Origin of the sequence: Kitasatospora sp. NPDC087861 (genome assembly GCF_044742585.1) — a bacterium.
GTDB lineage: Bacteria > Actinomycetota > Actinomycetes > Streptomycetales > Streptomycetaceae > Kitasatospora.
Map to the genome: position 1 here is coordinate 229610 of NZ_JBIUUS010000008.1, position 25374 is coordinate 254983.

Below are 25374 nucleotides of genomic sequence, written 5' to 3' on the forward strand. Positions count from 1 at the left end.
CCATGGGAAAGCGCCGCAAGCCCAGCCCCCCGAGCCGGGCCCGCCTGGCGGTCCTCACCACGGCCATGGCCGGGGGCGCCGTCCTCGCCTCCGGCACCGCCCACGCCGAGCCCACCCCCAGCCTGGCCTCCGTCAAGGAACAGGTGGACAAGCTCAACGAGGAGGCCGAGCAGGCCGTCGAGCAGTACAACGGCTTCCAGGAGAAGCAGCAGAGGCTCCAGAGCGACGCCGGCAAGATCCAGGAGAAGGTCGCCCGCGGGCAGGAGGCGATGAACGAACTGCGCTCCCAGCTCGGCGCGGTGGCCGCCGACCAGTACCGCACCAACGGCATCGACCCGTCCTTTCAGCTGATGCTCGACTCCGACCCGGCCGCCTACCTGGAGCGCGCCTCGGTGCAGAACCACCTCGCCGACTCCCAGATATCCCTGCTCAAGCAGGCCCAGAACGAGCAGCGCAAGCTCGACCAGGACCGCGCCGAGGCCACCGCCACCCTGGCCCAGCTCGACTCCGTCGGCACCGAGCTGGGGGAGAAGAAGAAGCAGATCCAGGCCAAGCTCGCCCAGGCCCAGGGCATGCTCAACAAGCTGAGCGCCGAGGACCGCGCCAAGATCAACGCCCAGCAGAACGCCGAGAAGGCCAAGGCCGAGGCCCAGCAGGCAGCCGCCGCCGACCGCGCCTCCCGCTCCGCCGAGCGCCCGAACATGAACACCCCGGCGCCGCCCGCCAGCGGGCGCGCCGCCACCGTCCTCCAGTTCGCCTACGCCCAGCTCGGCAAGCCCTACGGCTGGGGCATGACCGGTCCCAACAGCTTCGACTGCTCCGGCCTCACCGGCGGCGCCTACCGCGCGGCCAACGTCAAGCTCCCCCGGATGTCCCAGGACCAGTGGAACGCCGGCGCCCGCGTCGATCGGTCCGACCTCCAGCCCGGCGACCTGGTCTTCTTCTACCCCGACATCCACCACGTGGGCGTCTACATCGGCGACGGCAAGATGATCCACGCCCCGCGAACCGGCAAGAACGTCGAGGTCCTCCCGATCTCCGCCATGCCGTACGTGGGCGCCGTCCGGCCCTGATCCCGGCCGGTCGCACGTGTAGTTTCCAGTTAGGCCTGTCATATTCCGGATGAGTTGTCATCAACTTGTCGTTGGTGACAACTCGTCCGGACACCTGTTGTCCTGTCGCACTACAGCTGGCGGATTCTCACTCGGTCTCATCCGTGTTGTCGGGTTCTCACTGTTTCGCGTGCCGAGCAGGATCTTTTGGGACTCTTCTGCTGGACCTGTGGGTGAGGTCATGCGAGTTGGTGGCGGGGTAGGGTCGGGCGGTTGCCGACGGGGCAGAGCATGACGAGAGCGGTGACTGCGTCGGCACTGCGGAAGCCGAAGCCCCGGCCGCCGACCACCAGCACTGAGCAGCCCCCGCACGAGAAGTGCCGGGCGGTCCCTCCCACGGGATCGCCCGGCACTTTCGCGTCTCCGGAGTCGGAGCGCGCGAACGGCATCCAGCCGTCGGGCAGCGTGGTCCGAACGCGCGCAGCGCGCCCCGCCACCAGCCAGGCCCCGAGGCCTCGCCGGTTGCGTCCCCGCCGGCACCGGGCGGCCGGCTCGGGCCCGGGGAAGGGCATATTCCGTCACAGAGGTCTCACGCCCAAATGGAAACGCGTCTCACAACACAGGTCAGCGCCGTGGGACGCGTCCCAGTGGCTGATGGGACGTCAGACCAGCTCCCGGACGGACCGCGGAGTGAGGCACAGTTCTGCCGTGGCTCGGTGATCACGAGCCGACACCCGAGACCGATTCCTGGGAGGGACACTCCGTGAGTCTCAAAGTCCCGTATCGCCAAGGCCGCCACTGCGGCCGCCGTCGCCGCCCTCCTCACCCTGGCCGGCCCCGTCAGCGCCAGCCGCAGCGCCCCGACCCTCGGTGACGGCTACACCGACGACACCCACGCCGTCTGGTGTGTCCAGCACCTGATCAACGATGTCGCCCGGCAGAACAACCGGGCGACCGTCGACGAGGACGGTGTCTGGGGCCCGCAGACCAAGGACCAGGTCCTGTGGTTCCAGACCTTCGTCCACGTGCCGCCGGACGGCATCGTCGGTCCCTTCACCGGCGACAACATCCTCTACCACGGCGACCAGTACTACGGCGGGAAGTCCGGCTACTGCTTCACCTACGTGCCCAGCGACTCGGGGCTGTTCGAGTAGCACCTGCCCGTCGAGCACAACGAGCACCAGGGAGGTGAAGCACCCTGCCCTCTCTGACGAATCATCACGGATCTGGAGACCCTCCTGTGAGCACCCTCCTCCCCACCCGGCGCCGGTTGTCGCTGGGCCTGGCCCTGGCGGCCGTGCTGGCGGGCGTCGGCGCGTACACCGCCTCGGCCGCATCCGCCGCGGCCGCGCCGACCCCGATACCCCTCACCTCCTCGGCCTGCCCGGCCGACCTGCAGCAGGGTGAGGCCGACGGCTGTGTCACCCAGCTCCAGCTGGAGCTCAATCTGACCGGTGCCCAGATCACCGTGGACGGGCAGTTCGGGCCGGCCACCGACACGGCCGTGCGCACCTTCCAGTCCGCGCACGCCCTGAGCGTCGACGGCATCGTCGGTCCGGCCACCAAGTCGGCGCTCGACGCGGCGGCGGCCGCCGCCTCCGGCACCGTGGACCTGCGCACCCAGTGCGGCGACCTGCAGAAGGGCGCCACTGGTGCGTGCGCCACGACCCTGCAGACGATGCTGAACACCTTCAACGCGGGCCGCCTCACCGTGGACGGGCAGTTCGGGTCGGCCACCGACACGGCCGTGCGCAACTTCCAGGCCGCGCACACCCTGACCATCAACGGGATCGTCGACACCGCCGTCAAGAACGCCCTCTACGCCGGTACCCCCACCCCGCTGCCCCGCGGCCCCGTCGACCCCGCCAAGGTCCTGAACGCGGCCAAGTCCTACCTGGGCGTCCCGTACGTGTGGGGCGGCGGCCACTCGCTGCGCGGCGAGGGCCCCGGCCCGTCGCTCGGCACCTGCGACGGCTACACCGGCTCGATCCAGCCCTGCCCGGCCAACACCACCGCCGGCCTGGACTGCTCGGGCCTGGTCCGCGCGGCCTTCTGGTTCGGCGCAGGCATCGACCTCGCCAACGGCGGCGACACCACCGAGCAGACCCTGGACCAGCACCTCACCCCGATCACGGAGTCCCAGCGCCGGCCCGGCGACGTCGAGTACTTCGGCACGGACGCGCACAACACCGTGCACGTCGTGCTCTACGCCGGCACCGACCCCGCCACCGGCGCGGACATGATGTACGAGGCCAAGGAGACGGGCACCAACGTCCACTACGTCAGCCTGCGTACCGGCGGCTACTGGTACCACGTCACGGCCTGACGCGTGCGGGCGTCGCGCGGGTGACGGCAGCCGCCACCCGCGCGACACCCGACATCACCCGCCCGGGGACCGTTCGCCCAGCCGTGTCATCGGCGGCCTCACCGTCCGCCCCGGGCCATCCACCTGTCCCATGTGAAGGAGAACGCCCATGCGTACCAAGCTCGCTGCCATCGCCGCGGGAGCCGTCGTGTTCACCGGCCTCGGAGTCGGCACCGCCACCACCGCGTCCGCCAGCACCCCCGCCGTGTGCAGCTACTACGGTTTCACCAGCGACAACGAGCCGCAGGTGAGCTACGGCGACAGCGGCGCGGAGATCAAGGCGCTGCAGTGCGAGCTCAACTACAGCGTGCGCGGCGCCGGTCTGCAGGTGGACGGGATCTTCGGCGACAACACCCTCTCCATCGTGAAGAAGTTCCAGGGGTGCGCCGGTCTCCAGGCCGACGGCATCGTCGGCCCGAAGACCTGGGCCGCACTGGACTACCAGAGCGACATCGACACCGCGGCGAACTACATCTGCTGATCCGGCCCGACCAAGTACTCCCGACCACCTGTACCGAAGGAAGAACCATGCGTAGCAAGCTTGCGGCCGTCGCGGTCGCCACCGTTCTGGCCGCCGGATTCGGTGTGACCACCGCCGGCAGCGCCTCGGCCGAAACCTCGGACTGCGGCGTGTACAGCTGGAGCCAGGCGGAGCTGAGCTACGGTGACAGCGGTGACGAGGTCAAGGCGTTGCAGTGCGAACTGAACGCATCCTCCACCCTCTTCTCCACCCCCTTCAACCTGGGCGTCGACGGGCAGTTCGGCGACCAGACCCTCGCCGCGGTGAAGAAGTTCCAGGGGTGCGCCAAGCTCCAGGCCGACGGCATCGTCGGTCCGAAGACCTGGAACGCGCTGGACTTCTGGGCCACCCCGTGGAACACCCTCACCTGCTGACAAATCGCCATTCGCTGCGCCAGGAGCTCGGCGGGACGCTCGGCCGGGGTCTCCCGGCCGAGCGTTCTGCGTGGGCGCCCGTTGAGTTCGGCGGCGACCTCGCCGGCTTCCACCCCACCGTCGCCGCCCACATCGCCCGCCGCGGGCGGCGACGGCCGCTACCCGGGCGGCTCAGCCCGTGAAGGGGAAGGGCGGCAGGATCCGGCACACGGATTCCGCCGGCTGCCCGGGTCGCAACGGTGCGGGGGATCCCATCCCGGCTACGTAGAGCCAGGTCAGTACGGCAGCGGCGGCGAGCATGGCCGGCAGGCGGTACCGGCGGCTCCTCGGCAGGCGGCCCAGAAGTGCGCCGAGCGCCAGGAGTGCACCGAGCATGACGGCCCACCCGGACACCGTGGCCGTCGTCAGGTTCGGATTCGGCTCGTGGTCCTGGCTCAGGCAGAACCGCCAGGTCGCGAGGATGCGGCTGTTGCCGAAGAGCGTGCCGCCCGTGGCCAGGACCAGGGCGGCCGCCACCCACGCCCAAACGCTCCGCCGCTCCCGCGCTGACTGCATGCCGCCTCCACGTGCTCTTCCTGTCCTTCCGGAAACGCAGATCGCCGGATTCCGGTTCCACGAGGTCCGTCGGCTCGGAGCCGGTTCCCGTCCCCGCCGTCTCAGGCGTCTCAAAAACGAGGGGTCGGGACGTTTGAGACAAGCTCAGGATGGTTGCGGGGCCCAAGTCGATCTAGGTTCAGGTCCGCGAGTCCCGCCGGCGATCCTTGCGCTCCGGCACGGCCGGCACTCGCCGTGCGCCTCCTGACCGCGAGAGGCGGCGTGTGCAGTCGGTCCTATTCAGCCCCGCACCCCGCCCCGGCGGGCCAACTTCCCTTGGGTGGCGACCATGCCAGATCACCACGCTCCGTATCCGGAGGCAGCTCCCGGCCGCACGTTCGACGACGTGGTGGCCGCCGGCCTGTCGCGTCGTCAGGCCTTGACCGGCGGCACCCTTGCCCTCGCCGCCTTCCTCGGTCTGTCCGCTTCCCCCGCGTCCGCCGCACAGCCGGGCGGGGCCGCCAAGGCGCCGACCCCGCTCGGCTTCACCGCCGTACCGGCGAGCAGCGCCGACGCCGTGGCCGTGCCCGCCGGGTACTCCGTGCGGGTGCTCGCGCCGTGGGGGCAGGCGGTGCGCGACAACGGCCCGAAGTGGCGTGCCGACGGTGGCAACACCGCGGCGGAGCAGGCCGAGCAGGTCGGTTCCCACCACGCCGGACTGCACTTCTTCCCGGGCACCGACGACTCCCGCGGCACGCTGGTGCTCACCCACGAGTACACCGACGCCGCCCTCCTGTACGGCCACGGCGGTGCGACGGTCACGAAGGAGCAGGTCGCCAAGGCGCTCGCCGCGCACGGCGTCAGCGTGCTGGAGGTGCGCCGCACCGGCGGCACCTGGCAGCTCGCCGACTCCCCGCGCAACGTGCGCGTCACCGGTGCCACGCCCGTCGCCTTCTCCGGACCGCTGGACGCCGACCACCCGGCTCTGCGTACGGGCACGCCCGCCACGGGCACGCTCGGCACCAGCTCACACGGTGTGACCCCGTGGGGGACGTTCCTGACCGGCGAGCGGAACGTCGCCGGCTACTTCGGCACCGACAGCACGACGTGGCGACCGACCCGCGCGCAGAAGCGGGCCGGCATCAGCGCCCGCGGCGACGGCTACAACTGGCACCGCGCCGACGCGCGCTTCGACCTCGCGGCGAACGGCAACGAGGCCAACCGGTTCGGCTGGGTCGTGGAGATCGACCCGAGCACGCCGCAGGCGCCGCCCGTGAAGCGCACCGCGCTGGGCCGCTTCCAGCACGTCGGAGCGAGCGTTACCGAGTCCGCCGGCCGGGTCGTCGTCTACAGCGGCGATGACGAGAACGGCGGCTACCTCTACAAGTTCGCGGGTTCGGACAGCTGGTGGCGGTTGCGCGCCCAGGGCCGCAGCCCGCTGGACCACGGCACCCTGTACGTCGCCCGGTTCGAGGACGACGGCACCGGCCGCTGGCTGCCGCTGACCCACGGCCAGGGCCCGCTGACCCGGGACAACGGCTGGGCCGACCAGGCCGACGTCGCGCTGCGGGCCCGGCAGGCGGCGGACGCGCTCGGAGCCACCCCGCTGGACCGGCCCCAGCAGACCTCGATCGGCCCGGACGGGACGGCCTTCTGCGCACTCGCGAACAGCCCTGGCCTCGGCCACTGCGCCTCCGGTCCGAACGCCCACCAGGCCGCGGTCAGCCCCCGCGCCAACAACCCGTACGGACACATCATCCGGTGGCGGGAGGACGAGAACGCCGGTCAGGGCGAGGGCCGGGAAACCGGGTTCCGCTGGGACGTCTTCGTCCTCGCCGGCGACCCGGCCCACGACCGACAGGTCCACCTGGACGCCTCCGGCATGTTCGGTTCGCCGAAGCACCTGTGGTCCGACGCCGACGGCCGACTGTGGATCGGGACCGGCATCTCGGCCTACGACCAGAACCGGGCGGAGACCGGCCACGAGCACCTGGGCAACAACGCGATGCTGGCCGCCGACCCGGCCACCGGCGAGATCCGCCGCTTCCTGACCGGCCCGCGCGGTGCCGAGATCACCGGCGTCATCACCACTCCCGACCGCCGCACCATGTTCGTCAACGTCCAGCACCCGGGCGAGCACACGCTGGCCTGGGGCACGCCCACCCAGGACGGTCCCCGCGTGGTCAGCAACTGGCCCGACCACGACCCCGCCGGTCGGCCGCGGTCGGCCGTGCTCGTGATCCAGCGGACGGACGGGGGCGTCATCGGGGCCGCGTAACGCGCCCACCCGCCGCGTAACGCTCCTGCCGGCCGCGGCACGACGCCCGCCGGCCGGCCACAGCAGGACGCCCACCGCGGCAGCACGACGCCCGCCGCATCAGCAAGCTCAGCACGAAATCCGGAGAACCAGATGGTCACCATCATCTCGCGCAGTGAATGGGGCGCCGAAGCGCCCAAGAAGATCGACCAGCTTCCCTTCACCCCGTGGCTCGGCGGTATCGTCATCCACCACGAGGGCGCCGGAAACGTCTCCGTCGATCCCCACGACAAGTGCGCCGCGCTGGTCAAGAAGATCCAGGACGACTCGATGCACTACGACACCGTCGGCGATGTCCTGGTCGAATTCGGCCAGAAGGAACCCGAGTACGACGACATCCCGTACAACTTCCTGGTCTGCAAGCACGGCGGCATATTCGAAGGACGCGGACTCGGCCGTCGGTCCGCCGCGAACGGCGTCGAGATGCCCGGGGCCAACAGCAACTTCTACGCCGTGATGGGCCTGATCGGCGCCGACGACGACGTGACCCCGGAGATGGCCGCGGGCATCAAGGCCCTGTGCGGCTACCTGCAGAACGAGAAGGACGCGGGCTTCCGGATCGCCGGACACCGGGACGTGCGCCTGAAGACCCACACGGACTGCCCCGGAAAGCTCTACCCGTACGTCCAGCGGGGCGACTTCATCGTGCCGGGCTCGGGCACCGGCGCCGGCCCCAACTCCGACACGCTGTACATCTACACGCGCAGCCAGTGGGGCGCCCGCCCGGCGAAGGACATCACGCCGGTGGACATCAGCGCCCGCACCGGGTTCACCGTGCACTACTCGGACGGGCCGACGACGCAGTCGGTCCGGCAGATCCAGAACTACCACATGGACTCCAACGGCTGGTCCGACATCGGCTACAACTTCCTGGTCGACACCAGCGGCCGCGTCTTCGAGGGCCGCGGCTGGTACCTGCAGGGGGCGCACGCCTACGGAGCCAACACCACGCACATCGGCGTCTGCTTCATCGGGGAGAGCGGGGACGCCACGGACATCGCGCTGTCCGCCATCCGCTCGATGTACGAGAAGGCGTGCGACATGACCGGCCGCACCCTCGACAAGACCTACCACGGCCAACTTCCCGGCAACTCCACCGACTGCCCGGGGGCGCAGCTGCGCGCCTGGGTCCAGAACGGCATGCAGGCGCAGGTCCGCCCGCTGGAGTGGGCGAGCTCGGACTACACCCCGCCCCCCACCGACTCCAGCGGCGCGAGCGGTGGCGGCATGACGCAGGTGCGGTCGGTCTCCGCCCAGCAGCAGGCGGTCAACAGCCTGGGCTACAGCCCGGCGCTGGCCGTCGACGGCGCCTGGGGGCCGCTGACGGACGCCGGTGTGCGCTGGCTGCAGGGCAAGGTCGGCACCACGGCCGACGGCCTGTGGGGGCCCGGTACCGAAGCGGCGTTCAAGGCGTTCGCGGGCGGTGGCTCGTCCGGCGGCGGCATGACGTCCGTGCGTTCGGTGGCGCGCCAGCAGCAGGCGGTCAACGACCTGGGCTACAGCCCGGCGCTGGCCGTCGACGGCGCCTGGGGGCCGCTGACGGACGCCGGTGTGCGCTGGCTGCAGGGCAAGGTCGGCACCACGGCCGACGGCCAGTGGGGCCCGGCCACCGAGTCCGCGTACTTCGCGTACATCGACGACGGCGCCGGCCTCACCGTCGACGGCCAGTTCGGCACCCTGACCATCATGGCCGTCCAGCGGGTGTGCGGCTCCACCGTGGACGGCCAGTGGGGGCCCGACTCCAAGCGGTCGCTGCAGCACCACCTCAATGTGTGGGGGAACGCCGGACTCGTCGAGGACGGCGACCCCGGCCCCGCCACCTACAAGGCGCTGCAGACCTTCCTCAACGCCAGCGGCGCCGGCCTCACCGTCGACGGCCAGTTCGGGCCGGACACCATTTCGGCCCTGCAGAACGCGCTGAACCAGGGCAGGTTCTGACCCTTCGGCCCGACCGAACGAGGCGCCGAGCTCCTCGCGGCGCTGTCACGGCCCGACATCCAGGCTCTCGCACCGCCCGGGGAGTTCGTCCTTCACCGTGAGAATCCGAAGTGGGCGACAAGTCGTCCGGACAGACTCAATGACAAGTCGCCCGGACACCCGCCCGATGCCCCAGGTCAAGCTCACTCAGCATGACAAGTGATGCTGGAACCTGCAGCACGGCCCGCTCCCGCCTCGGTGGGAGCGGGCTTTCGTCGTCCCCGCCGCCGAGGGTCGGCATGGCGTCGGTGAAGGCCTTGCGCCGCTACCGTGAGGGCCTGTCCGGGGCGCGCGGCCAGCCGCCGTGCTACGGATGCGGCGCGCAGACCAGCAGGTACGGCAGCAGGGGGAGCGCCACCACGCCGAGCCGGAAGGCGAGTTGGCGCCGCCGCCGGCCGCCGCCCGGTCGGGCCAGACGGCGGACCCGGGCCAGCACCCCGGTGGCGGCCACCCCCAGGGCCCCGCCCGGCGTCCGGCCCGGCGCGGAGCCCGGCGTGGCGCCACCGGCCGCCAGGGAGCAGAGCGCGGAGGCCAGGTCGGTGCGCGACACCTGCGCCAGCGCCGCGTCGTCGGCGGCCATCTCCAGCAACAGCGCCACCTCCGAGCGCCCGATCCGGGCCAGCGGCAGCGGGCGCAGGAGCAGCGCGAAGGTGTCCGCCGGCAGCCGGAAGAGGTGGTGGCGGCCGCGGATGTGCCCGTGCTCGTGGGCGACCGCCGCGGCGAGCTGCCGCTCGTCGAGCAGCTGCAGCGCCCCGCGCGACAGGACCACCCGGGAGCGGCGGCCCGGCAGGCAGTAGACGGTCGGGTGGGCGTGCTCCAGGACCAGGGCGCCCCAGCGCCGGTCCCGTACGGCGACCACGTCCAGCAGCGCCCGGTGCCGCCGCCGGGCCCGCCCGGCCCGCACGCCGACGGCCGCCACCACCGCGGCGAGCGCGGTCCCGGCGGCGGCCAGCAGCCACCAGTCGTGGGTGTGCGCGGTGACCGGCCCGGTCGGCTCCACGTGCGGGAACAGCCCGACCAGCCCGGCGGGCTCGTGGGCGAACGGCTCCACCGCGTGGTGCGCCGCCAGGAGCAGCGCGACCAGGAACGAGGCCATCAGCGCCAGCCAGAGCGCCGCGCCCGCCGCCGGACGCGCCTGCAGGCGGGCCGATCCGGCCATCCGGCGGGGCAGCAGCACCCCGGTCACGGCCAGGTAGAGGCCGAGCAGTGCAAGGGTCACTCGGTGTCCCGGGCCTTCACCTGTTCGAGGGCGGCGAGCAGGGCGGAGACCTCGTCGCCGCTTATCCGGTCGACGAAGTGGAGCAGTGCGCCCGCCCGGTCGGGGGTGGTCTCCAGGGCCTGGTGCATCAGCCCGGCGGTGTACTCCTCGCGGGTGCAGGTCGGCTCGTACACCCAGGCGCGGCCGACCTTGTCGCGGCGCAGCCAGCCCTTGGTGTGCAGGATGTCGGCCACCGTGGTGACGGTGGTGTAGGCGACCGGCCGCTGCCGCTGGAGGTCGTCGACGACCTCGCGGACCGGGGCCGGCCGGCCCCAGGACCAGAGCCGGTCCATGATCTCGGCTTCCAGCTCGCCGAACCCGCGCAGCACTGCCCTGTCTCCCTCGCCGACCGCCGGCGCCCACCGCCCGCTGCGACCCGCCATCGTACGCGGGCGCCGTCGGGCGCGCAGGACAACCACGGCCCGCTGCGACCCGCCATCGTACGCGGGCGCCGTCGGGCGCGCAGGACAACCACGGCCCGCTGCGACCCGCCATCGTACGCGGGCGCCGTCGGGCGCGCAGGACAACCACGGCCACCCCCGCCCGCCCACGGCACGTGCCCGGCCCACGGCGCGCGCCCCGCCCGCACACCGCACGCCGAGCGCCCGCCTGCCCCGAGTCGGGGAGGCGGGCGCTACGGACCTCAGGGCACCCGGCGCCTCAGGACAGCCGCCGCCCGAGCGGGATCCGGGAGCGGGTGAACAGGGCGGCGAGCAGGCCCGCCACCACCGGGAGCACCAGGACGACCAGCAGCAGCTGTCCCCAGGGCGCGGTGATCAGGGCCGGCTGGCTGCCGAACCCGCTCGCCCGGGACTTGAGCAGCCCCACCGCGGGGACGAAGCCGTTGACCGCTCCCAGCAGCGCCCCGAGCAGGGCGATCAGTGCGCACTGCAGGCCCGCCATCGTGCGGCGGATCCGCGGTGGCGCGCCGACGGCGGCCAGGGTGGCCTGGTCCTGGCGGGAGTCGGCGGCGGCCAGCCCGGTGGCGATGCCGGCGGCGCCGAGGACGACCAGTGCGGCGAACCCGCTGAGGGCCAGGGTGAGGGCGTCGCCGCGGGGCTGGTAGCCGCGCTCGACCTCCAGCTGGGCGGCCCGGTTGAGGCGGACGACGGCGGCCTCGGCGCGCTGCTGGGCCTTGCGGTCGGGCGGGGTGGCGGGCACCCAGATCGAGCCGGTGGGCTGTGCGGCGAGTCCGAGCTTCGGCAGCGCCGAGGGCAGGATCAGGCCTTGGGCGAAGCGGGCGGCGGTCGGGTTCTCGACCAGGACGGCGTCGGCCGGGACTTCCTGCAGCTCGGGCTTGGGGATCTCGCCGGGCTGCAGCGGCCCGCCGGAGCCGCCGCGCAGCCGGAGCACCGTCCGGCCGTCGTCGGCGAGGAACGCGCGGTCGAAGACCAGGATCTTCCCGGCGGCCAGGGCCTGTTCGGCGGCCGGGTCGTGGACGCCGAACTGGGTGCGGAGCACGGCGGCGTCACCGGCGGCCAGGCGCGGGGGGCCGGACGCGGTGCGCCAGTTCGCGGTGCCCTTGAGCTGGACGGTGCTGGAGCAGCTGGCGCAGAACCGGTACACCGCGTCGGCGAGGTCGGCGCGCGGGCCGAGATCGGTCAGCTGCTTGCCCAACTCGGCGCGCATGACGTCGAGTTGGTGGCCGTCGGTGGTGGCGAGGAGCTGGACGGCGCCGTACGGGGCCTCCGGCCGGTAGTCGCGGCGGTTCTCGGCGTCGGTGCTGGTGCTGTAGACGCCGATGGCGACGGCCCCGGCCACGGCGGCCATGACGGCGGCGACGGCCGGCGCGGTGCGTGAGCGGTGCCGGGCGGAGTCGCGCAGGGCGAGCCGGGGCCCGAGCGGCAGCCGTCCGGCGGCCCGGCCGACCAGGGCGACGAGGAACGGGGTGCAGGCGAGCAGGCCGAGTTCGGCGGTGATGGAGCCGCCGAGCACGGTCAGCGTGCGGGCGTCGTACGTGCTGACGACGGGCAGGCCGCGTTGCACCGCGCCCGCGCCGTACAGGGCCAGGATGGCGCCGGCGGCGAGCAGCACCAGGCCGAGCAGGGTGACCCACCGGTTCGGGCCGTGGACGGTGTCCCGGCCGGTGAGCCCGGCGGTGACGCTGCGGCGGGCGGCCTGCAGTGCGGGCAGCGCGGCCGCGAGGAGCGCGGTGAGCAGGCCGATGCCGGCGATCGCGAGCAGGTCCAGCGGCGGGAGGGCGAAGTGCCCGAAGCGGGCGCCGCCGGCCCGTTCGATCCACGGGCGCAGCCCGGCGACGGCGCCGGTGCCGAGGGCCACCCCGGCCACTGCCCCGGCCACGCCGAGGACGAGTCCGCCGCCGAGCACCACCGCGCCGACGTGGGACCGCCGGCCGCCGGCGGCGCCGAGCAACGCGAGCTGGCGGCGGGAGCGGCGGGCGCCGACCGCGAAGGCGGGCCCGGCGAGCAGGGCGACCTCCAGCAGACCCATGCCGGTGACGGTGGCCACCACGATCTTGGTGTTGTTGTCGGCGGCGGGGCCGATGGAGCGGTAGGCGTCCCGGTAGTAGGGGACGGCGGCGCGCGGCGGCGGGGCGAGCGCGACCGAGCGGGCGGTGATGGTGTAGCCGTGGGCGTTGAACTCCTGGACCTTGGCCCAGTCGAGGGCGGCCCCGGCGGGGAGCCGGACCAGCCAGGCGCCGTGTTCGGGCCCGGAGCGTTCCCCGGCGGGGCTGTCGGGTGGCGTGGCGGCGGCGATCTGGTCCAGCAACGCGCCCGGCTGGGCGACGAGTTCGACCCGGCGGAGGTCGTCCGGGTGCTCGACGACGCCGGTGATGGTGAAGGTCGTCCGTTCCAGGCCCGGGAGGGTGGTGGTGCCGCCGACGGCGAGCCCGGCGTTGTCGAGGAAGGCCCGGGTGGCGGCCAGTTCGAGCGGGCCGCCCGGGGCGTGGCCGTCGACCAGGTTGAGCCGGCCGTGCCAGAGCGGGTCGGTGAGGTCGGCCTCGGCGGTGAGGGTGCGGACCAGGCCCTCGGGGGAGGTCGCGCCGGTCTCCGGGCCCGGCCGGGCGGCGGTGAGCACGCTGCCGGGCGGCAGCAGGCCGGTGACCAGGGCGACCGGGTCGGTGCCGGCGGCCTTCTGCTGCTCGGGCGTGGGCGCCTGCCCGGGGCGGGGTTCGACCGCGAAGGCGCCGTCCTCGGCGACCGGGGCCTGCTCGACGCTCCGGCCGGGGGCGAGCGCGGTGACCAGCGCGTCCGCGCCGCCCACGACCCGTTCGACCCGTTCGGCCGGCGTGAGCTGCCCGCTGCGGTGGACGACGTCGGCGCCGGTGACGCCGAGGACGGGCAGGGCGACCATGGCGACGATCAGGGCGCTGCGGCCCTTCGCGCGCAGCGCGTCGCGGCGGGCGATGCGCAGGGCGACCTTCCATGCGCCGAGTCTCATCGGGCCACCTCGCCGAAGCCGCCGGCCGCGTGCCCGGCCCCGCCGTCCGCGTGGCCGAGGCCCCCGGCGGGGGCGCCTGCGGGGGCGCCGAGCGGGTCGCCGCCAAGTCGGCGCTTGCCGGTGCGGCGCCCGTGGCTCTCGGAGGCGACCCTGCCGTCCTTCAGGTGGACCACCCGGTCCGCCCAACTGGCGTGCGTCGCCTCGTGGGTGACCATCATCGCGGCCGCGCCGGCGTCGCAGCGGGCGCGCAGCACGGCGAGGACGGCCTCGCCGGTGGCGGAGTCGAGGGCCCCGGTCGGCTCGTCGGCGAGCACCAGCCGGCGCTCGCCGATCAGCGCCCGGGCGATGGCGACGCGTTGTTGCTGTCCGCCGGACATGTCGTCGGGGAAGCGGTCGGCGAGTTCGAGGATGCCGAGCTCCTCCAGCGCGGCCAGCGCCTCCCGGCGGGCGGTTCGTCCGGAGACGCCGTCGAGTTCGCGCGGCAGCGAGATGTTCTCCGCGGCGGTGAGGGCGGGGATCAGGTTGTAGTCCTGGAAGACGTAGCCGATGGAGCGCCGCCGCAGGTCGGCGAGTCGGCCTCGACCGAGGCCGCCGAGGGTGACGCCCTCGACCCGGACCTCGCCCTCGCTGGGTGCGTCGAGTCCACCGGCCAGGGTCAGCAGGGTGGACTTCCCGGAGCCGGAGGGCCCCATGACGGCGACGAACTCGCCCGGATGGACGGCGAGATCGACGCCGCGCAGGGCGTGCACCTCGGCTGCGCCCCGCCCGTGCACCCGGGTGACGTTGGCCAGGTGCAGGACGGGTGCGGAACGGGTCGGATCGCTGTGGGACACACTTCCCCCTAGTGGGCTGTCGAACTGCATATGTCGGTGAACTATATATGCCGGACGGGGGTGCTTGTGGAGGGGTGGGCTTGGTCAAACTTCTACAAAGCTGTCGAGGATCGGCCGCAAAGCGGCAGCCGGGCGGTCGGCGAGGGTCTATGCTCGGAGGGATTTGAAAGGCACCTCGTTCGGTGAGGCGTCTTCACGGACACAGGCCACTGACCCGACGACGTCGAGAGACGCCCAGGTTCAGGACAGGTCTTCCCGAGTTAAGGGTTGACCCCAAGTGGCTTCCGGCCGACCAGGCTGGACACGCCGTGGAGTGCCAAAGCTCTGACGAGTTGGGGTGTACCGGTCCCGTCGGGTCGGTCCGCTCCTTGCCGTGTCGTGAAGCGACGCACAGTCGGTGCGTCCCCGACCGGGAGGAGGCGAGAGATATGGACTGCAGTAGTCCGGGCCACAGTTGCCCCTGCCCCCGCATGCTCTCGATCACCTCCGGCACGCGGTAACAACCTTCCCTGCGCGTTCACCCGACGCTTCGTCATGCGCTCAACCGCGCCTTGACGCAAGACGTCTGACGCATCGTCATGCCCTCACGGCCGCCGCCGCTCAGCGCCGCCGTGCGGTCCGTCGGCGTGCGCCCGCACTCGCAGGGAGGATCGCCGCCGCGTGCCCCCTGTCGCCCCCTGGGAAGGGGGCAGGGAGGCCCCTGCCATGACCAACGTGATGCTGGACCCCAAGGTCCCCACCGCCCGCACCGCCGTCCTCGACGACGCCCACCTCGGCGACATCAAGGGCGCCCTCGGCACCATCAAGCTCGACGACACCACCCCGCGCCACGGCATCTCCGCCCGTCTCAAGACGCTGCTCGCGATCATCGGCCCCGGCCTGATCGTGATGGTCGGGGACAACGACGCGGGCGCCTTCTCCACCTACGGACAGGCGGGGCAGAACTACGGCACCCAGCTGCTGTGGACGCTCCTGATGCTCGTCCCCGTCCTCTACGTCAACCAGGAGATGGTGCTGCGCCTGGGCGCCGTCACCGGCGTCGGCCACGCGCGGCTGATCCTGGAGCGCTTCGGCAAGTTCTGGGGCGCGTTCAGCGTCATCGACCTGTTCCTGCTCAACGCCCTCACGCTGGTCACCGAGTTCATCGGCGTCACCCTGGCGGCCGGCTACCTCGGCCTGCCCAAGGCCGCCTCGGTGGTGCTGGCCGCCGGCATCATCATCGCCTCGGCCTTCACCGGCTCCTTCCAGCGCTTCGAGCGCGTCGCCGTCACCCTCTGCGCGGGCTCGCTGCTGCTGGTGCCGATCTACTTCATGGTCCACCCGAAGACCTCGCAGATGGCGCACGACTTCGTGGTGCCCAGCATGCCGGGGGGCTCGGGCCAGCTGGCGGCCGTGATGCTGGTGATCATCTCCATCGTCGGCACCACCGTCGCGCCCTGGCAGCTGTTCTTCCAGCAGTCGTACGTCATCGACAAGCGGATCACCCCGCGTTTCATGAAGTACGAGAAGGTCGACCTGTGGATCGGGATCGTCGTGGTCATCGTCGGCGCCGCCGCGATGATCGGCTTCACCGCCGCCACCTTCGCCGGCACCGACGGCTTCGGGCAGTTCTCCGACGCGGCCGCCCTCGCCCGGGGCATCGAGGACAAGGCCGGCCACCTGGCGGGCGTGCTGTTCGCGATAGCCCTGCTGGACGCCTCGATCATCGGCGCCTTCGCCGTCTCCCTCTCCACCGCCTACGCCATCGGCGACGTCTTCGGCATCAAGCACTCGCTGCACCGGGGCGTCAAGGGCGCCAAGGGCTTCTACGGGATCTACGCCGGACTGGTCGTGGTGGCCGCCGCGATCACCCTGCTGTCCACCGAGTACACCCAGGGCCTGATGACGCAGTTCGTCCAGGTGCTCGCTGGTGTCCTGTTGCCCTCCGCCACGGTGTTCCTGCTGCTGCTCTGCAACGACAAGGACGTCCTCGGCCCCTGGGTCAACGGGCCGAAGACCAACGCCTTCACCTCGGCCGTGGTCGGCGTCCTGGTCACGCTGTCGCTCATCCTGACCGCCGCCGTGGTCTGGCCGGACATCAGCTCCGCGGCGATCCTGTGGATCATGACCGGCTGCGGCGTGGCGGGCGTCCTGGTCGCCGGGTACTCCTTCACCTTCGGCCGCACGGCCACCAAGGAGGAGCCGATCGACCGCACCGGGCGCGAGGAGTGGCGGATGCCCCCGCTGGAGACCCTGAGCAGGCCGGTCATGTCCACCGCCCGCAAGGTCGGCATGGGGGCCCTGCGCGCCTACCTGCTGCTCGCGATGGTGATGGTCATCATCAAGATCGTCCAGACCGCGTTGAGCCACTGAGCCACTGAGCCGCCGACCGCAGCCCGAACGGACGGGTGGTGGGCAGCGGCCCGCCGCCCGTCCGTTCGTCTTCCCACAGAAGGAGGTGCCGTCGTGCACACCCTGACCACCATCGACTTCCTGGTCCGCCTGGCCACCGGCGTCGCCTGCGGCGCGCTGATCGGCGTCGAGCGCCAGTGGCGGGCCCGGATGGCCGGCCTGCGCACCAACGCCCTGGTCGCCGCCGGCGCCACCCTGTTCGTGCTGTACAGCGAGGCCGTCGGCGACACCGGCAGCCCCACCCGGGTCGCCTCGTACGTCGTCTCCGGCATCGGCTTCCTCGGCGGTGGCGTCATCCTGCGCGACGGCGCCGGCGTGCGCGGCCTCAACACCGCCGCCACGCTGTGGTGTTCGGCTGCGGTCGGGGTGCTCGCCGCCTCCGGAAAGCTCGAACTGGCGGCCCTCGGCACGCTCGCGGTTCTCGCCGTCCACCTGGTCCTGCGCCCGGCCGGACGGCTGCTCGACCGGACCCCGCAGTCCGGCAGCGACCCGGACTCCACCGTCCGCGCCACCGTCCACCTGGAGTGCGAGCGCACGGCCGAGACCCACATCCGGGCCCTGCTGCTCCAGGCGCTGTCCGCCTCCGGCCTCGCCCCCACCGGCCTGCGCGCCCGCCGCACCGAGCAGGGCGACGCCACCAGCCTGCGCGCCACCGTGGCCATCGCCGGGCAGGTCGCCCCCGCCCTCGAACAGGTCGTCAGCCGGCTCTCCCTCGAACCCGGCGTCCGGGACCTGCACTGGCACCTCGACGACGACTCCGACGATCCCGGCCGACCCGCGCTCGCCTGAGGGAGTAGAACGGAAGCACCGTCACACGACCGACCGGGAGGCCCCGATGCTCACACCCGATCCCAAGCACGGGCCGCTCGTGCCGATGCTGCTGGTGCTCACCGTCGTCACCGGCCTGGTGGACGCGGTCAGCTACCTCGAACTCGGCCACGTCTTCGTCGCCAACATGACCGGCAACGTGGTCTTCCTCGGCTTCGCGCTGGCCGGCGCGGCCGGACTCTCCGCCACCGCCTCGCTGACCGCCCTCGGCGCGTTCGTGCTCGGCGCGCTGGCCGGCGGCCACCTGACCGCGCGGCTCCCCGGCCACCGGGGGCACCTGCTGACCGCCGCGGTCGCCGTCCAGGCGGTGCTCGTCGCCGCGAGCACCGTCCTGGCGGCCGTGGCCGGCCATGCCTCGGACCCGGCCCGCTACACCCTGATCGGGCTGCTCGGCTTCGCCATGGGCGGCCAGAACGCGGTGGTCCGTTCCCTCAAGGTGCCCGACCTGACCACCACCGTGCTCACCATGACCATCACCGCCCTCGTCGCCGACCGCGCCGGCCCGCGCCGCCTCGCGTCCGCCGTCTGGATGTTCGCCGGCGCCCTCGTCGGGGGCCTCCTGGTCCTCCACGTCAACGTCCCCACCGCCCTGGCACTGGCCCTCGTGCTGCTCGTCGCGGTCGCGGCGCTCACCCATCGCGCGGCCAGGCCCTGCCCCGACATCCCCGCCTGGACCCAGCCGGTCTGAGGCGGGCTTCCTGTTCGGTCCTGTTCGGTCCTGCGAGATCCGGCCGTCCGGGCCGTCCGTCGGAGGGCGTCAGTCGTCCTGGCGGTGCCCGGCCCGGCCGCTCCAGAGGGGTTCCAGGCGGGCCCAGTCGCGGGTCCAGTCCTCGTCGCAGCGGCGGTCGAGGGTGTGCAGGCGCAGCCGTAGGGCGAGGGTGAGGAGGGCGAGCAGGGCGAGGAGACCGCCGGCACCGGTGCAGGCGGCGGAGACGGCGAGGGTCGCGCGGTTGGCCGGGGGATCGGAGACGGCGCCGGCGGGATCGACCCAGACCGGGACGACGCTTCCGGTGACGGCCGAGCGGGGAGCCTGGACGGTGCCGGTGTGCGGGTGGCCGTCGGGGTAGGTCCAGGAGGCCTCGACGTCGGCGCGGTTGCCGTAGCCGCCGCCGAAGCGGCCGCCGGTGGCGGAGCCGTGGTCGGGGAGGGTGAGCACCACGGCGTCGACCCGGTGGAGGCGCAGCCGGTCGCTGTCGGCCCGGGGTTCGGTGGCGTGGTAGCTGAGCAGGGCGGCGGCGGTGGCGAGTGCGAGGGCGAGCAGCGCCCCGACGGTGGCCAGCAGCCAGGCGCGGGCGCGGGCCCGGTCGACCGGCCGGACCAGCGGTTCGTGCCGGGCACCGAAGGCCCGCCGCAGCCGGCGGCCGGTTCGCGGCGGGCGCGACGCGGGCCGGGGTGTGCTGGACACGTTGAGGGCTCCTCAGGGGCGTTGGGGCGGCGTGGCGGTGGGGTCGGCAGGGCTGCGTCACCCAATTTCCACCCGGCGGCCGCCCGCGCACAAGAGTCGTGCGGACTCGTACCACCGGGACCACCGGACCGCGCCGCCGCGCGCCGGTGCCGCCCGTTCGATGGAGTCCCTGCCGCGCACCCGGGACGTTCGGCCCTCGGCAGCCGTGGCCCGTCCGGGGCAGGCTTGGGTCCGGCCGCCCCCCTCGTGCCGGGTCGCGGCCGGGCCCGGTTGACCGTGGGGGTGCCGGGCCGTGGTGCGGTGCAGGGGGTGAGCGTGGGGCTGCCTCCTGCCCGCCCGCACCTTTCTGACGGTGTTTCCGCAGGCAGGGGCCGTATTCTCGCCAGCTATACACTCGGAGTATACGCGTGGGGTATGGTCTCTCCCATGAGTGTTCCTTTGACCCTGTTGGGGCTGCTGGAGCGGGAGCCGAGCCATGGCTACGACCTCAAGCGCGACTACGACTCCCTCTTCGGCCGCGGCAAGCCCCTCCCGTACGGCCAGGTGTACGCGACGCTCGGCCGGCTGGCCCGGGACGGCAAGGTGGTCGCGGGCGAGGCGGAGCCCGGCGACGGGCCCGAGCGCAAGCGGTACGTGATCACCGAGGTGGGGGTGACGGAGTTCGAGACCTGGCTCAAGGACCCGGTCGCGCCCGAACCCAACCTGCAGAGCGTGCTGTTCACCAAGGTCGTGCTGGCCCTGATGCTGGGCCGCGACGCCGAGGAGTACCTGGACACCCAGCGCGCCGCCCACCTGCGCCGGATGCGCGAGCTCACCGAACTGCGCCGCACCGGCGCCCTGGTGGACGCGCTGCTCGCCGACCACGGCCTGTTCCACCTGGACGCCGACCTGCGCTGGATCGACCTCACCACCGCCCGCCTGGACGCGCTGGCCGAGGCGGTGCGCTCATGACCGCGGTGATCGAGGCCCGCGACGTCGCCCTCGCTTTCGGAGAGACCCCCGCCCTGCGCGGGGCGAACCTGTCCGTCGAGGCCGGCGAGGTGCTCGCCATCATGGGCCCGAGCGGCTCGGGCAAGTCGACGTTACTGCACTGCCTGGCCGGCATCCTGGTGCCCGACGCGGGCGAGGTGCTGTTCAACGGGCGGCGTCTGGACGCGATGCCGGAGGCGCAGCGCAGCGCCCTGCGCCGGGACAAGTTCGGCTTCGTCTTCCAGTTCGGCCAGCTGGTCCCGGAGTTGACGGCCGAGGAGAACGTCGCTCTGCCGCTGCTGTTGAACGGCGTGCGCCGGGCCGCCGCGCTGGCCGAGGCCCGGCCGTGGTTCGCCCGGCTGGGCCTGGACGGCCTGGAGCAGCGCCGCTCCGGCGAACTGTCCGGCGGTCAGGCACAACGGGTGGCGCTGGCCCGCGGCCTGGTGGCCCGTCCGCAGGTGCTGTTCGCGGACGAGCCGACCGGCGCGCTGGACTCGCTGACCGGCGAGCAGGTGATGGAGCTGATGGTCGACTCGGCCCGCGAGCAGGGCACCACCGTCATCCTGGTCACCCACGAGCCGCGGGTGGCCGCCTACGCCGACCGCGAGGCGATCGTCCGCGACGGCCAGGCCCGTGCGCTCTCCACCGGGTCGGTGGCCTCGTGATCCGCTTCTCGCTCCGGCTGGCGGTGAGCGGCGGCCGGGAGGCCGTCGCCCGGCTGCTGATGATCGCGGCGGCCGTCGCGATCGGCGTCGGGCTGCTGCTCTCGACACTGGCCAGTGTCCATGCCATCGGCCGGGCCAACGAGCGGCAGTTCTGGATGAACACGGGCGTCAAGGGCGCGACCGCGGCCGCCACGGCGGACCCGCTCTGGTGGGGCGCCCGGATGGACTACTTCCGGGGGAAGAGCGTCTTCCTGGCCGAGGTCGCCCCCACCGGGCCCACCTCGCCGGTGCCGCCCGGCCTGGGCAGGCTGCCGGCCGCCGGCGAGTACTACGCCTCGCCCGCCCTGGAGAAGCTGCTGAGCGAGGTCCCGGCCGTCGAGCTGGGCGACCGCTTCCCGGGCCGGCCGGCCGGCACCATCGGCGACGACGCGTTGCCCTCCCCGGACACCCTGGCGGTGGTCGTGGGCCGCACCGTGGACGAGGTCCAGGCCCTGCCGAGGGCCACCACCGTCACGACCATCGCCGCCGTGCTGCCCGCCGAGTGCGACAACGACTGCTACGGCGCGGGCGTGCACGGCGACGCGATGGTCCTGGTGCTCACCGTGGTGGCCGGGGCACTGATCTTCCCGGTGCTGATCTTCATCGGCACCGCGACCCGGCTGTCCGCCGCCACCCGTGAGCAGCGCTACGCCGCGATGCGCCTGGTGGGTGCGACGCCGGGCCAGGTGTCGGTGATCTCGGCGGTGGAGTCCACGGTCGCCGCCGTGGCCGGTACCGTCCTCGGCTTCGGCGTGTACTTCGCGCTGCGGCCGGTGATGGCCGGCGTGCCCTTCACCGGCGACCGCTTCTTCGTCGGGGACCTGAGCCTGGGTCCGGTGCAGGCGGCGGGGGTGGCGCTGGGCGTGCCGGTGGTGGCCGCGCTCGCCGCCCGGTTCGCGCTGCGCCGGGTCACCATCTCACCGCTCGGGGTCTCCCGGCGGGTCACCCCGAAGCCGCCGAGCGCCTGGCGGCTGGCCCCGCTGCTGGCCGGTCTCGGCGAGCTCGGCTACTTCGTCGGCAACCGCCCGGCGACCACCAACGGGCAGTCGGCGGCCTACCTCACCGGCTTCGTCCTGGTGATGCTCGGTCTGGTGATCTCCGGGCCGTGGCTCACCATGGCGGTCTCTCGGGGGGTGGCCCGGCGGACCAGCCGTCCGGCCTCGCTGATCGCCATGCGTCGACTGGGGGACGACCCGAGGGCGGGCTTCCGTTCGGTGGCCGGCTTGGTGCTGGCCCTGTTCGTGACGACCGCGACCCTGAGCATCATGGGCACCATCAACGCGAACCAGGGCGCGCTCAACGGCGCTCCGGAGGTCCGCAAGGCGGTCGTGGACACCCCGTTGGGCGGCCCGGAGAGCGGGACGCTGCTCCCGACGGTGCCCGACGCGGTGGTGGCGCGGGCCCGGGCCGTCCCCGGGTTCGAGGGGATGGCGCTGGTGCACGACAACCCGGCCGGGATCGGCGCGTACCAGCTGGGCCGTGCACGGCTCGTGCCCACCCTGGTGCGCTGCTCGGAGCTCGCGCAGGTCCCCGTGGTCGGCCACTGCGCGCCCGGGGCCGCCGTTGCGGCCGTCGACCGGAACCAGCTCCTCGACCTGCAGGCGAACCCGGACAAGGAGTGGCCGGCGGCGTCGGTCTCCGCCGATGAGGTGGCCCGGCTCCCGGTACGGATGATCTACGCGACCACCGACGGCTCCACGACGGCCAAGGAGCAGCTGCGGACCCTCTTCACCGAGCGGTTCCCGGGGTACGCGGCCCGGATGGCCGAGGACTGGAGCTCCGAGGGGCAGAAGAAGCTCCAGGGCTGGCGCCAGCTCGCGAACGTGGTCCTGCTGACCACCCTGCCGATCGCCGGGTGCAGCCTCGCGGTGAGCGTGGTGGCCGGACTCTCCGACCGCCGCCGCCCGTTCGCGATGCTGCGGCTCACCGGGGCGCCGCTGCGGCTGCTGCAACGGGTGATCGGGCTGGAGAGCGCGCTGCCACTGCTGGTGGTGTCGGCGATCGCGATCGGGACGGGCTTCACGGCGGCGGCGATGTTCCTCAAGGCGCAGATGCAGTACGGCCTGGTGTCGCCGGGTGCGCCGTACTACGGGCTGACGGCCTTCGGGCTGGTCGCCTCGCTGGGCATCATCGCCTCGACGCTGCCGCTGCTGAAACGGATCACCGGGCCGGAGGCCGCCCGCAACGGCTGATCCGCCGCAGGCTGCCCCGTATGCGCCGTATACCCCGTCGTCCTCAGGGGGCGACGGGGTACGCGTTCGTCCCGGCCCGAACGACCGGGGACAGTCGGGGAAGCCAGCTGCCGAGCACCAGCGCGGACGGGTAGAACATCGGCTCGGGCAGCGCGTCCAGCGGGAAGCGCTCCCAACCGCCGCAGGCGTGCGGCTCGGTGACGACGGCCTCGGCCAGGCTCGGCGGCGCCAGCACGGCGGCGGTGAGCCGGGGACGGCCGAGCTCGTGGTCGAGCAGGAGGGCGAGCACCCGCATCCGCTCGGCGGGCAGCACGATGCCGGTCTCCTCGGCGAGTTCGCGGGCCGCGGTCTGCTCGAAGGACTCGCCGGGGTCGACCTTCCCCCCGGGCAGGCTCCAGGTGGGCGGCTCACCGGCGGTGGTGCGCCGGCCGATCAGCACCCGGCCGTCTCCGGTGGGCACGATGATGCCGGCGCCGAGCAGCGGTGCGGTGGTCACTTCGCCATCTCCTTCGCGGGGATCGGGGATTACCAGTTGGAGCGCTCGTAGTCCTTCAGGAAGCAGCCGTACAGGTCCTCGCCGAGCTCGCCGCGGACGATCGGGTCGTACACCCGGGCCGCGCCGTCGACCAGGTCGAGCGGGGCGTGGAAGCCCTCGTCCGCGAGGCGCATCTTGTCCGGGTGCGGCCGCTCGTCGGTGATCCAGCCGGTGTCGACGGCGGTCATCAGGATGCCGTCGGACTCGAACATCTCGTGTGCGCTGGTGCGGGTGAGCATGTTGAGCGCGGCCTTGGCCATGTTGGTGTGCGGGTGGCCGGCGCCCTTGTAGCCGCGCTGGAACACGCCCTCCATGGCGGAGACGTTGACCACGTACTTGCGACGGGACGCGGAGGCGGCCATCGCCGGGCGCAGCCGGCTGATCAGGATGAACGGCGCGGTGGAGTTGCAGAGTTGGACCTCCAGCAGCTCGACCGGGCCGACCTCGTTGACGGTCTGCACCCAGCTGTTGGTGGGCGCGAGGTCGGGCACCAGGCCGCCGGCGTCGATCGCGGTGCCGGCCTCGATCCGGGCGGGCGTCGCGGAGCCGGTGACGAGCGCGAGGGAGGTGACGTCCTCGGCGGCCATCCGCTGGGTGTCGCCGCCCGCCTGGTGGGGGAGGGCGGGCAGGTCGACGCTGCCGCTGCCGAAGCGGCCGATGGTGGTGGCCTGCGGCAGCGCGCCGGCCGGCAGCGGCGCGGACTCGGCGGCGATCAGCTCGCGGTAGGACTCCGGCGGGCGGCGTACGGTCTGCGCGGCGTTGTTGATCAGGATGTCCAGCGGGCCGTCGGCGGCGACCTCGTCGGCGAGCGCCATGACCTGGGCCGGGTCGCGCAGGTCGATGCCGATGACCTTGAGGCGGTGGATCCAGTCGGCGCTGTCCGGCATCGCCGTGAAGCGGCGGATCGCGTCGTTGGGGAAGCGCGTGGTGATGGTGGTGTGGGCGCCGTCGCGCAGCAGCATCAGCGCGATGTACATACCGATCTTGGCCCGGCCGCCGGTGAGCAGCGCGCGCTTGCCGGTGAGGTCGGCCCGGGCGTCGCGGCGGGCCCGGTTCTTGGCCGCGCAGGCCTGGCACAGGTTGTGGTAGAAGGCGTCGACCTCGACGTACCGGCCCTTGCACGTGTAGCAGGAGCGCGGCCGCTCCAGGATGCCGGCGATCTCGGTGGTGGTGATGGTGGTGAGGCCGAAGGCGCCGGCGGTCTCGTCGTCGATCCGGGTGGGCGCGCCGGTGGCGGTGCGGGCGGTGACCTCGCGGTCGTTCGCGGTCTTGCGGGCGCGGGTCTCCTGGCGGCGGCGCTGCTTGAGGGTGCGGAATATGCCGCCGACGGCCTGGCGGACGGTGATCGCGTCCGGGTGGTCGACGTGCAGCTGGTCGAGCTCGGCGAGCACGTCCAGGCAGAGCTTCAGCCGCTCGGGGTCGAGGCCGGGACCGTAGTCGATCTCCTCCTCGGTGTCCGTGCCGCCCTGGTCCTGCTTGATGTCCACGCCCGCCGTCATGCCTGTCGCCGCTTCCCGCTCGCCTCGCCGTTACCGCGTGAATGCTACGGGAGCGGCGCCGGCCACGGCGAAAGCCGAGCCTTTTGGATGATCATCCAAGTCTACGCGCGGAGCATTGATCATGGTTTGTGTACAGTGCCAGCAATGGGCCTCGAACTGGCTTTTGATCCCAATGTCCCGGAGAATCGAATGCTGGGTGCCGGGCGCCCGAGTGCGCCC

Annotated in this window: 21 protein-coding genes and 1 riboswitch; of the genes, 13 read left to right on the forward strand and 8 right to left on the reverse strand. The window is 72.9% G+C overall.

Annotated elements, in window-relative coordinates:
• Positions 1-2 precede the first annotated feature (2 nt).
• The 5 genes from ACIOJE_RS14750 to ACIOJE_RS14770 all read left to right on the forward strand — a co-directional run bounded on the left by ACIOJE_RS14750 (position 3) and on the right by ACIOJE_RS14770 (position 4311).
• Positions 3-1073: a C40 family peptidase gene (locus ACIOJE_RS14750; RefSeq protein WP_280680536.1), complete on the forward strand. Its 1071-nt coding sequence runs from the start codon at positions 3-5 to the stop codon at positions 1071-1073.
• Between the two features lie 899 nt (positions 1074-1972).
• A complete protein-coding gene (locus tag ACIOJE_RS14755) occupies positions 1973-2206 on the forward strand; it encodes a peptidoglycan-binding protein (RefSeq protein WP_400776432.1) in 234 nt (77 codons plus the stop codon).
• A gap of 86 nt (positions 2207-2292) precedes the next feature.
• Positions 2293-3378 carry a peptidoglycan-binding protein gene (locus ACIOJE_RS14760; RefSeq protein WP_280680537.1) on the forward strand — a complete coding sequence of 362 codons (1086 nt, stop codon included), beginning with the start codon at positions 2293-2295 and terminating at the stop codon, positions 3376-3378.
• Positions 3379-3526: 148 nt separating this feature from the next.
• A complete protein-coding gene (locus ACIOJE_RS14765; protein ID WP_280680538.1) occupies positions 3527-3898 on the forward strand; it encodes a peptidoglycan-binding domain-containing protein in 372 nt (123 codons plus the stop codon).
• Between the two features lie 47 nt (positions 3899-3945).
• Positions 3946-4311: a peptidoglycan-binding domain-containing protein gene (locus ACIOJE_RS14770; protein WP_280680539.1), complete on the forward strand. Its 366-nt coding sequence runs from the start codon at positions 3946-3948 to the stop codon at positions 4309-4311.
• 171 nt (positions 4312-4482) lie between these two features.
• Here the strand turns inward: ACIOJE_RS14770 and ACIOJE_RS14775 are convergent, their stop codons facing one another.
• Positions 4483-4827 (reverse strand): hypothetical protein, encoded by a 345-nt coding sequence (locus ACIOJE_RS14775; protein ID WP_280680540.1) that lies wholly within the window; start codon positions 4825-4827, stop codon positions 4483-4485.
• A gap of 367 nt (positions 4828-5194) precedes the next feature.
• On the opposite strand from ACIOJE_RS14775, the gene ACIOJE_RS14780 reads away from it, so the two are divergent.
• Positions 5195-7123, forward strand: coding sequence for a PhoX family protein (locus tag ACIOJE_RS14780; RefSeq protein ID WP_400776385.1), 1929 nt, complete (start codon positions 5195-5197; stop codon positions 7121-7123).
• Between the two features lie 132 nt (positions 7124-7255).
• Positions 7256-9100, forward strand: coding sequence for an N-acetylmuramoyl-L-alanine amidase (locus ACIOJE_RS14785; protein WP_400776387.1), 1845 nt, complete (start codon positions 7256-7258; stop codon positions 9098-9100).
• A gap of 346 nt (positions 9101-9446) precedes the next feature.
• Here the strand turns inward: ACIOJE_RS14785 and ACIOJE_RS14790 are convergent, their stop codons facing one another.
• The 4 genes from ACIOJE_RS14790 to ACIOJE_RS14805 all read right to left on the reverse strand — a co-directional run bounded on the left by ACIOJE_RS14790 (position 9447) and on the right by ACIOJE_RS14805 (position 14662).
• Positions 9447-10358 carry a M56 family metallopeptidase gene (locus ACIOJE_RS14790; protein ID WP_400776390.1) on the reverse strand — a complete coding sequence of 304 codons (912 nt, stop codon included), beginning with the start codon at positions 10356-10358 and terminating at the stop codon, positions 9447-9449.
• On the reverse strand, positions 10355-10723 hold the full coding sequence (locus ACIOJE_RS14795; RefSeq protein ID WP_400776433.1) for a BlaI/MecI/CopY family transcriptional regulator: 369 nt from the start codon (positions 10721-10723) through the stop codon (positions 10355-10357). Before ACIOJE_RS14795 ends, ACIOJE_RS14790 begins: the two co-directional genes overlap by 4 nt.
• A gap of 334 nt (positions 10724-11057) precedes the next feature.
• Positions 11058-13799, reverse strand: a complete 2742-nt coding sequence (locus ACIOJE_RS14800; protein ID WP_280686274.1) for an FtsX-like permease family protein — start codon at positions 13797-13799, stop codon at positions 11058-11060.
• Positions 13796-14662 (reverse strand): ABC transporter ATP-binding protein, encoded by an 867-nt coding sequence (locus ACIOJE_RS14805; protein WP_400776394.1) that lies wholly within the window; start codon positions 14660-14662, stop codon positions 13796-13798. The genes ACIOJE_RS14800 and ACIOJE_RS14805 overlap by 4 nt, the downstream gene beginning before the upstream one ends.
• Before the next feature lie 137 nt (positions 14663-14799).
• Positions 14800-14976, forward strand: a riboswitch (M-box (ykoK) riboswitch).
• Positions 14977-15337: 361 nt separating this feature from the next.
• Between ACIOJE_RS14805 and ACIOJE_RS14810 the strand changes: the two genes are divergently transcribed.
• The 3 genes from ACIOJE_RS14810 to ACIOJE_RS14820 all read left to right on the forward strand — a co-directional run bounded on the left by ACIOJE_RS14810 (position 15338) and on the right by ACIOJE_RS14820 (position 18539).
• A complete protein-coding gene (locus tag ACIOJE_RS14810; RefSeq protein WP_280686276.1) occupies positions 15338-16984 on the forward strand; it encodes a divalent metal cation transporter in 1647 nt (548 codons plus the stop codon).
• A gap of 93 nt (positions 16985-17077) precedes the next feature.
• Positions 17078-17812, forward strand: coding sequence for an MgtC/SapB family protein (locus ACIOJE_RS14815; RefSeq protein ID WP_280686277.1), 735 nt, complete (start codon positions 17078-17080; stop codon positions 17810-17812).
• 46 nt (positions 17813-17858) lie between these two features.
• The gene (locus tag ACIOJE_RS14820; protein WP_280686278.1) at positions 17859-18539 is read left to right on the forward strand and encodes a YoaK family protein; all 681 of its coding nucleotides are present in this window, start codon (positions 17859-17861) and stop codon (positions 18537-18539) included.
• Between the two features lie 69 nt (positions 18540-18608).
• Here the strand turns inward: ACIOJE_RS14820 and ACIOJE_RS14825 are convergent, their stop codons facing one another.
• Positions 18609-19256, reverse strand: a complete 648-nt coding sequence (locus ACIOJE_RS14825) for a hypothetical protein (RefSeq protein WP_400776397.1) — start codon at positions 19254-19256, stop codon at positions 18609-18611.
• A 426-nt stretch (positions 19257-19682) separates the two neighbouring features.
• On the opposite strand from ACIOJE_RS14825, the gene ACIOJE_RS14830 reads away from it, so the two are divergent.
• Genes ACIOJE_RS14830 through ACIOJE_RS14840 form a run of 3 tightly spaced genes read left to right on the forward strand, consistent with a single transcriptional unit; the run spans position 19683 to position 23121 of the window.
• On the forward strand, positions 19683-20207 hold the full coding sequence (locus tag ACIOJE_RS14830) for a PadR family transcriptional regulator (RefSeq protein ID WP_400776400.1): 525 nt from the start codon (positions 19683-19685) through the stop codon (positions 20205-20207).
• Positions 20204-20890, forward strand: a complete 687-nt coding sequence (locus ACIOJE_RS14835) for an ABC transporter ATP-binding protein (RefSeq protein ID WP_400776403.1) — start codon at positions 20204-20206, stop codon at positions 20888-20890. The genes ACIOJE_RS14830 and ACIOJE_RS14835 overlap by 4 nt, the downstream gene beginning before the upstream one ends.
• Positions 20887-23121, forward strand: a complete 2235-nt coding sequence (locus ACIOJE_RS14840; protein WP_400776405.1) for an FtsX-like permease family protein — start codon at positions 20887-20889, stop codon at positions 23119-23121. Before ACIOJE_RS14835 ends, ACIOJE_RS14840 begins: the two co-directional genes overlap by 4 nt.
• Before the next feature lie 43 nt (positions 23122-23164).
• Here the strand turns inward: ACIOJE_RS14840 and ACIOJE_RS14845 are convergent, their stop codons facing one another.
• Complete coding sequence (locus tag ACIOJE_RS14845; protein WP_400776407.1) at positions 23165-23617, reverse strand: NUDIX hydrolase; 453 nt, start codon at positions 23615-23617, stop codon at positions 23165-23167.
• A 29-nt stretch (positions 23618-23646) separates the two neighbouring features.
• Complete coding sequence (locus ACIOJE_RS14850; protein WP_400776410.1) at positions 23647-25155, reverse strand: SDR family NAD(P)-dependent oxidoreductase; 1509 nt, start codon at positions 25153-25155, stop codon at positions 23647-23649.
• Positions 25156-25374: the final 219 nt, after the last annotated feature.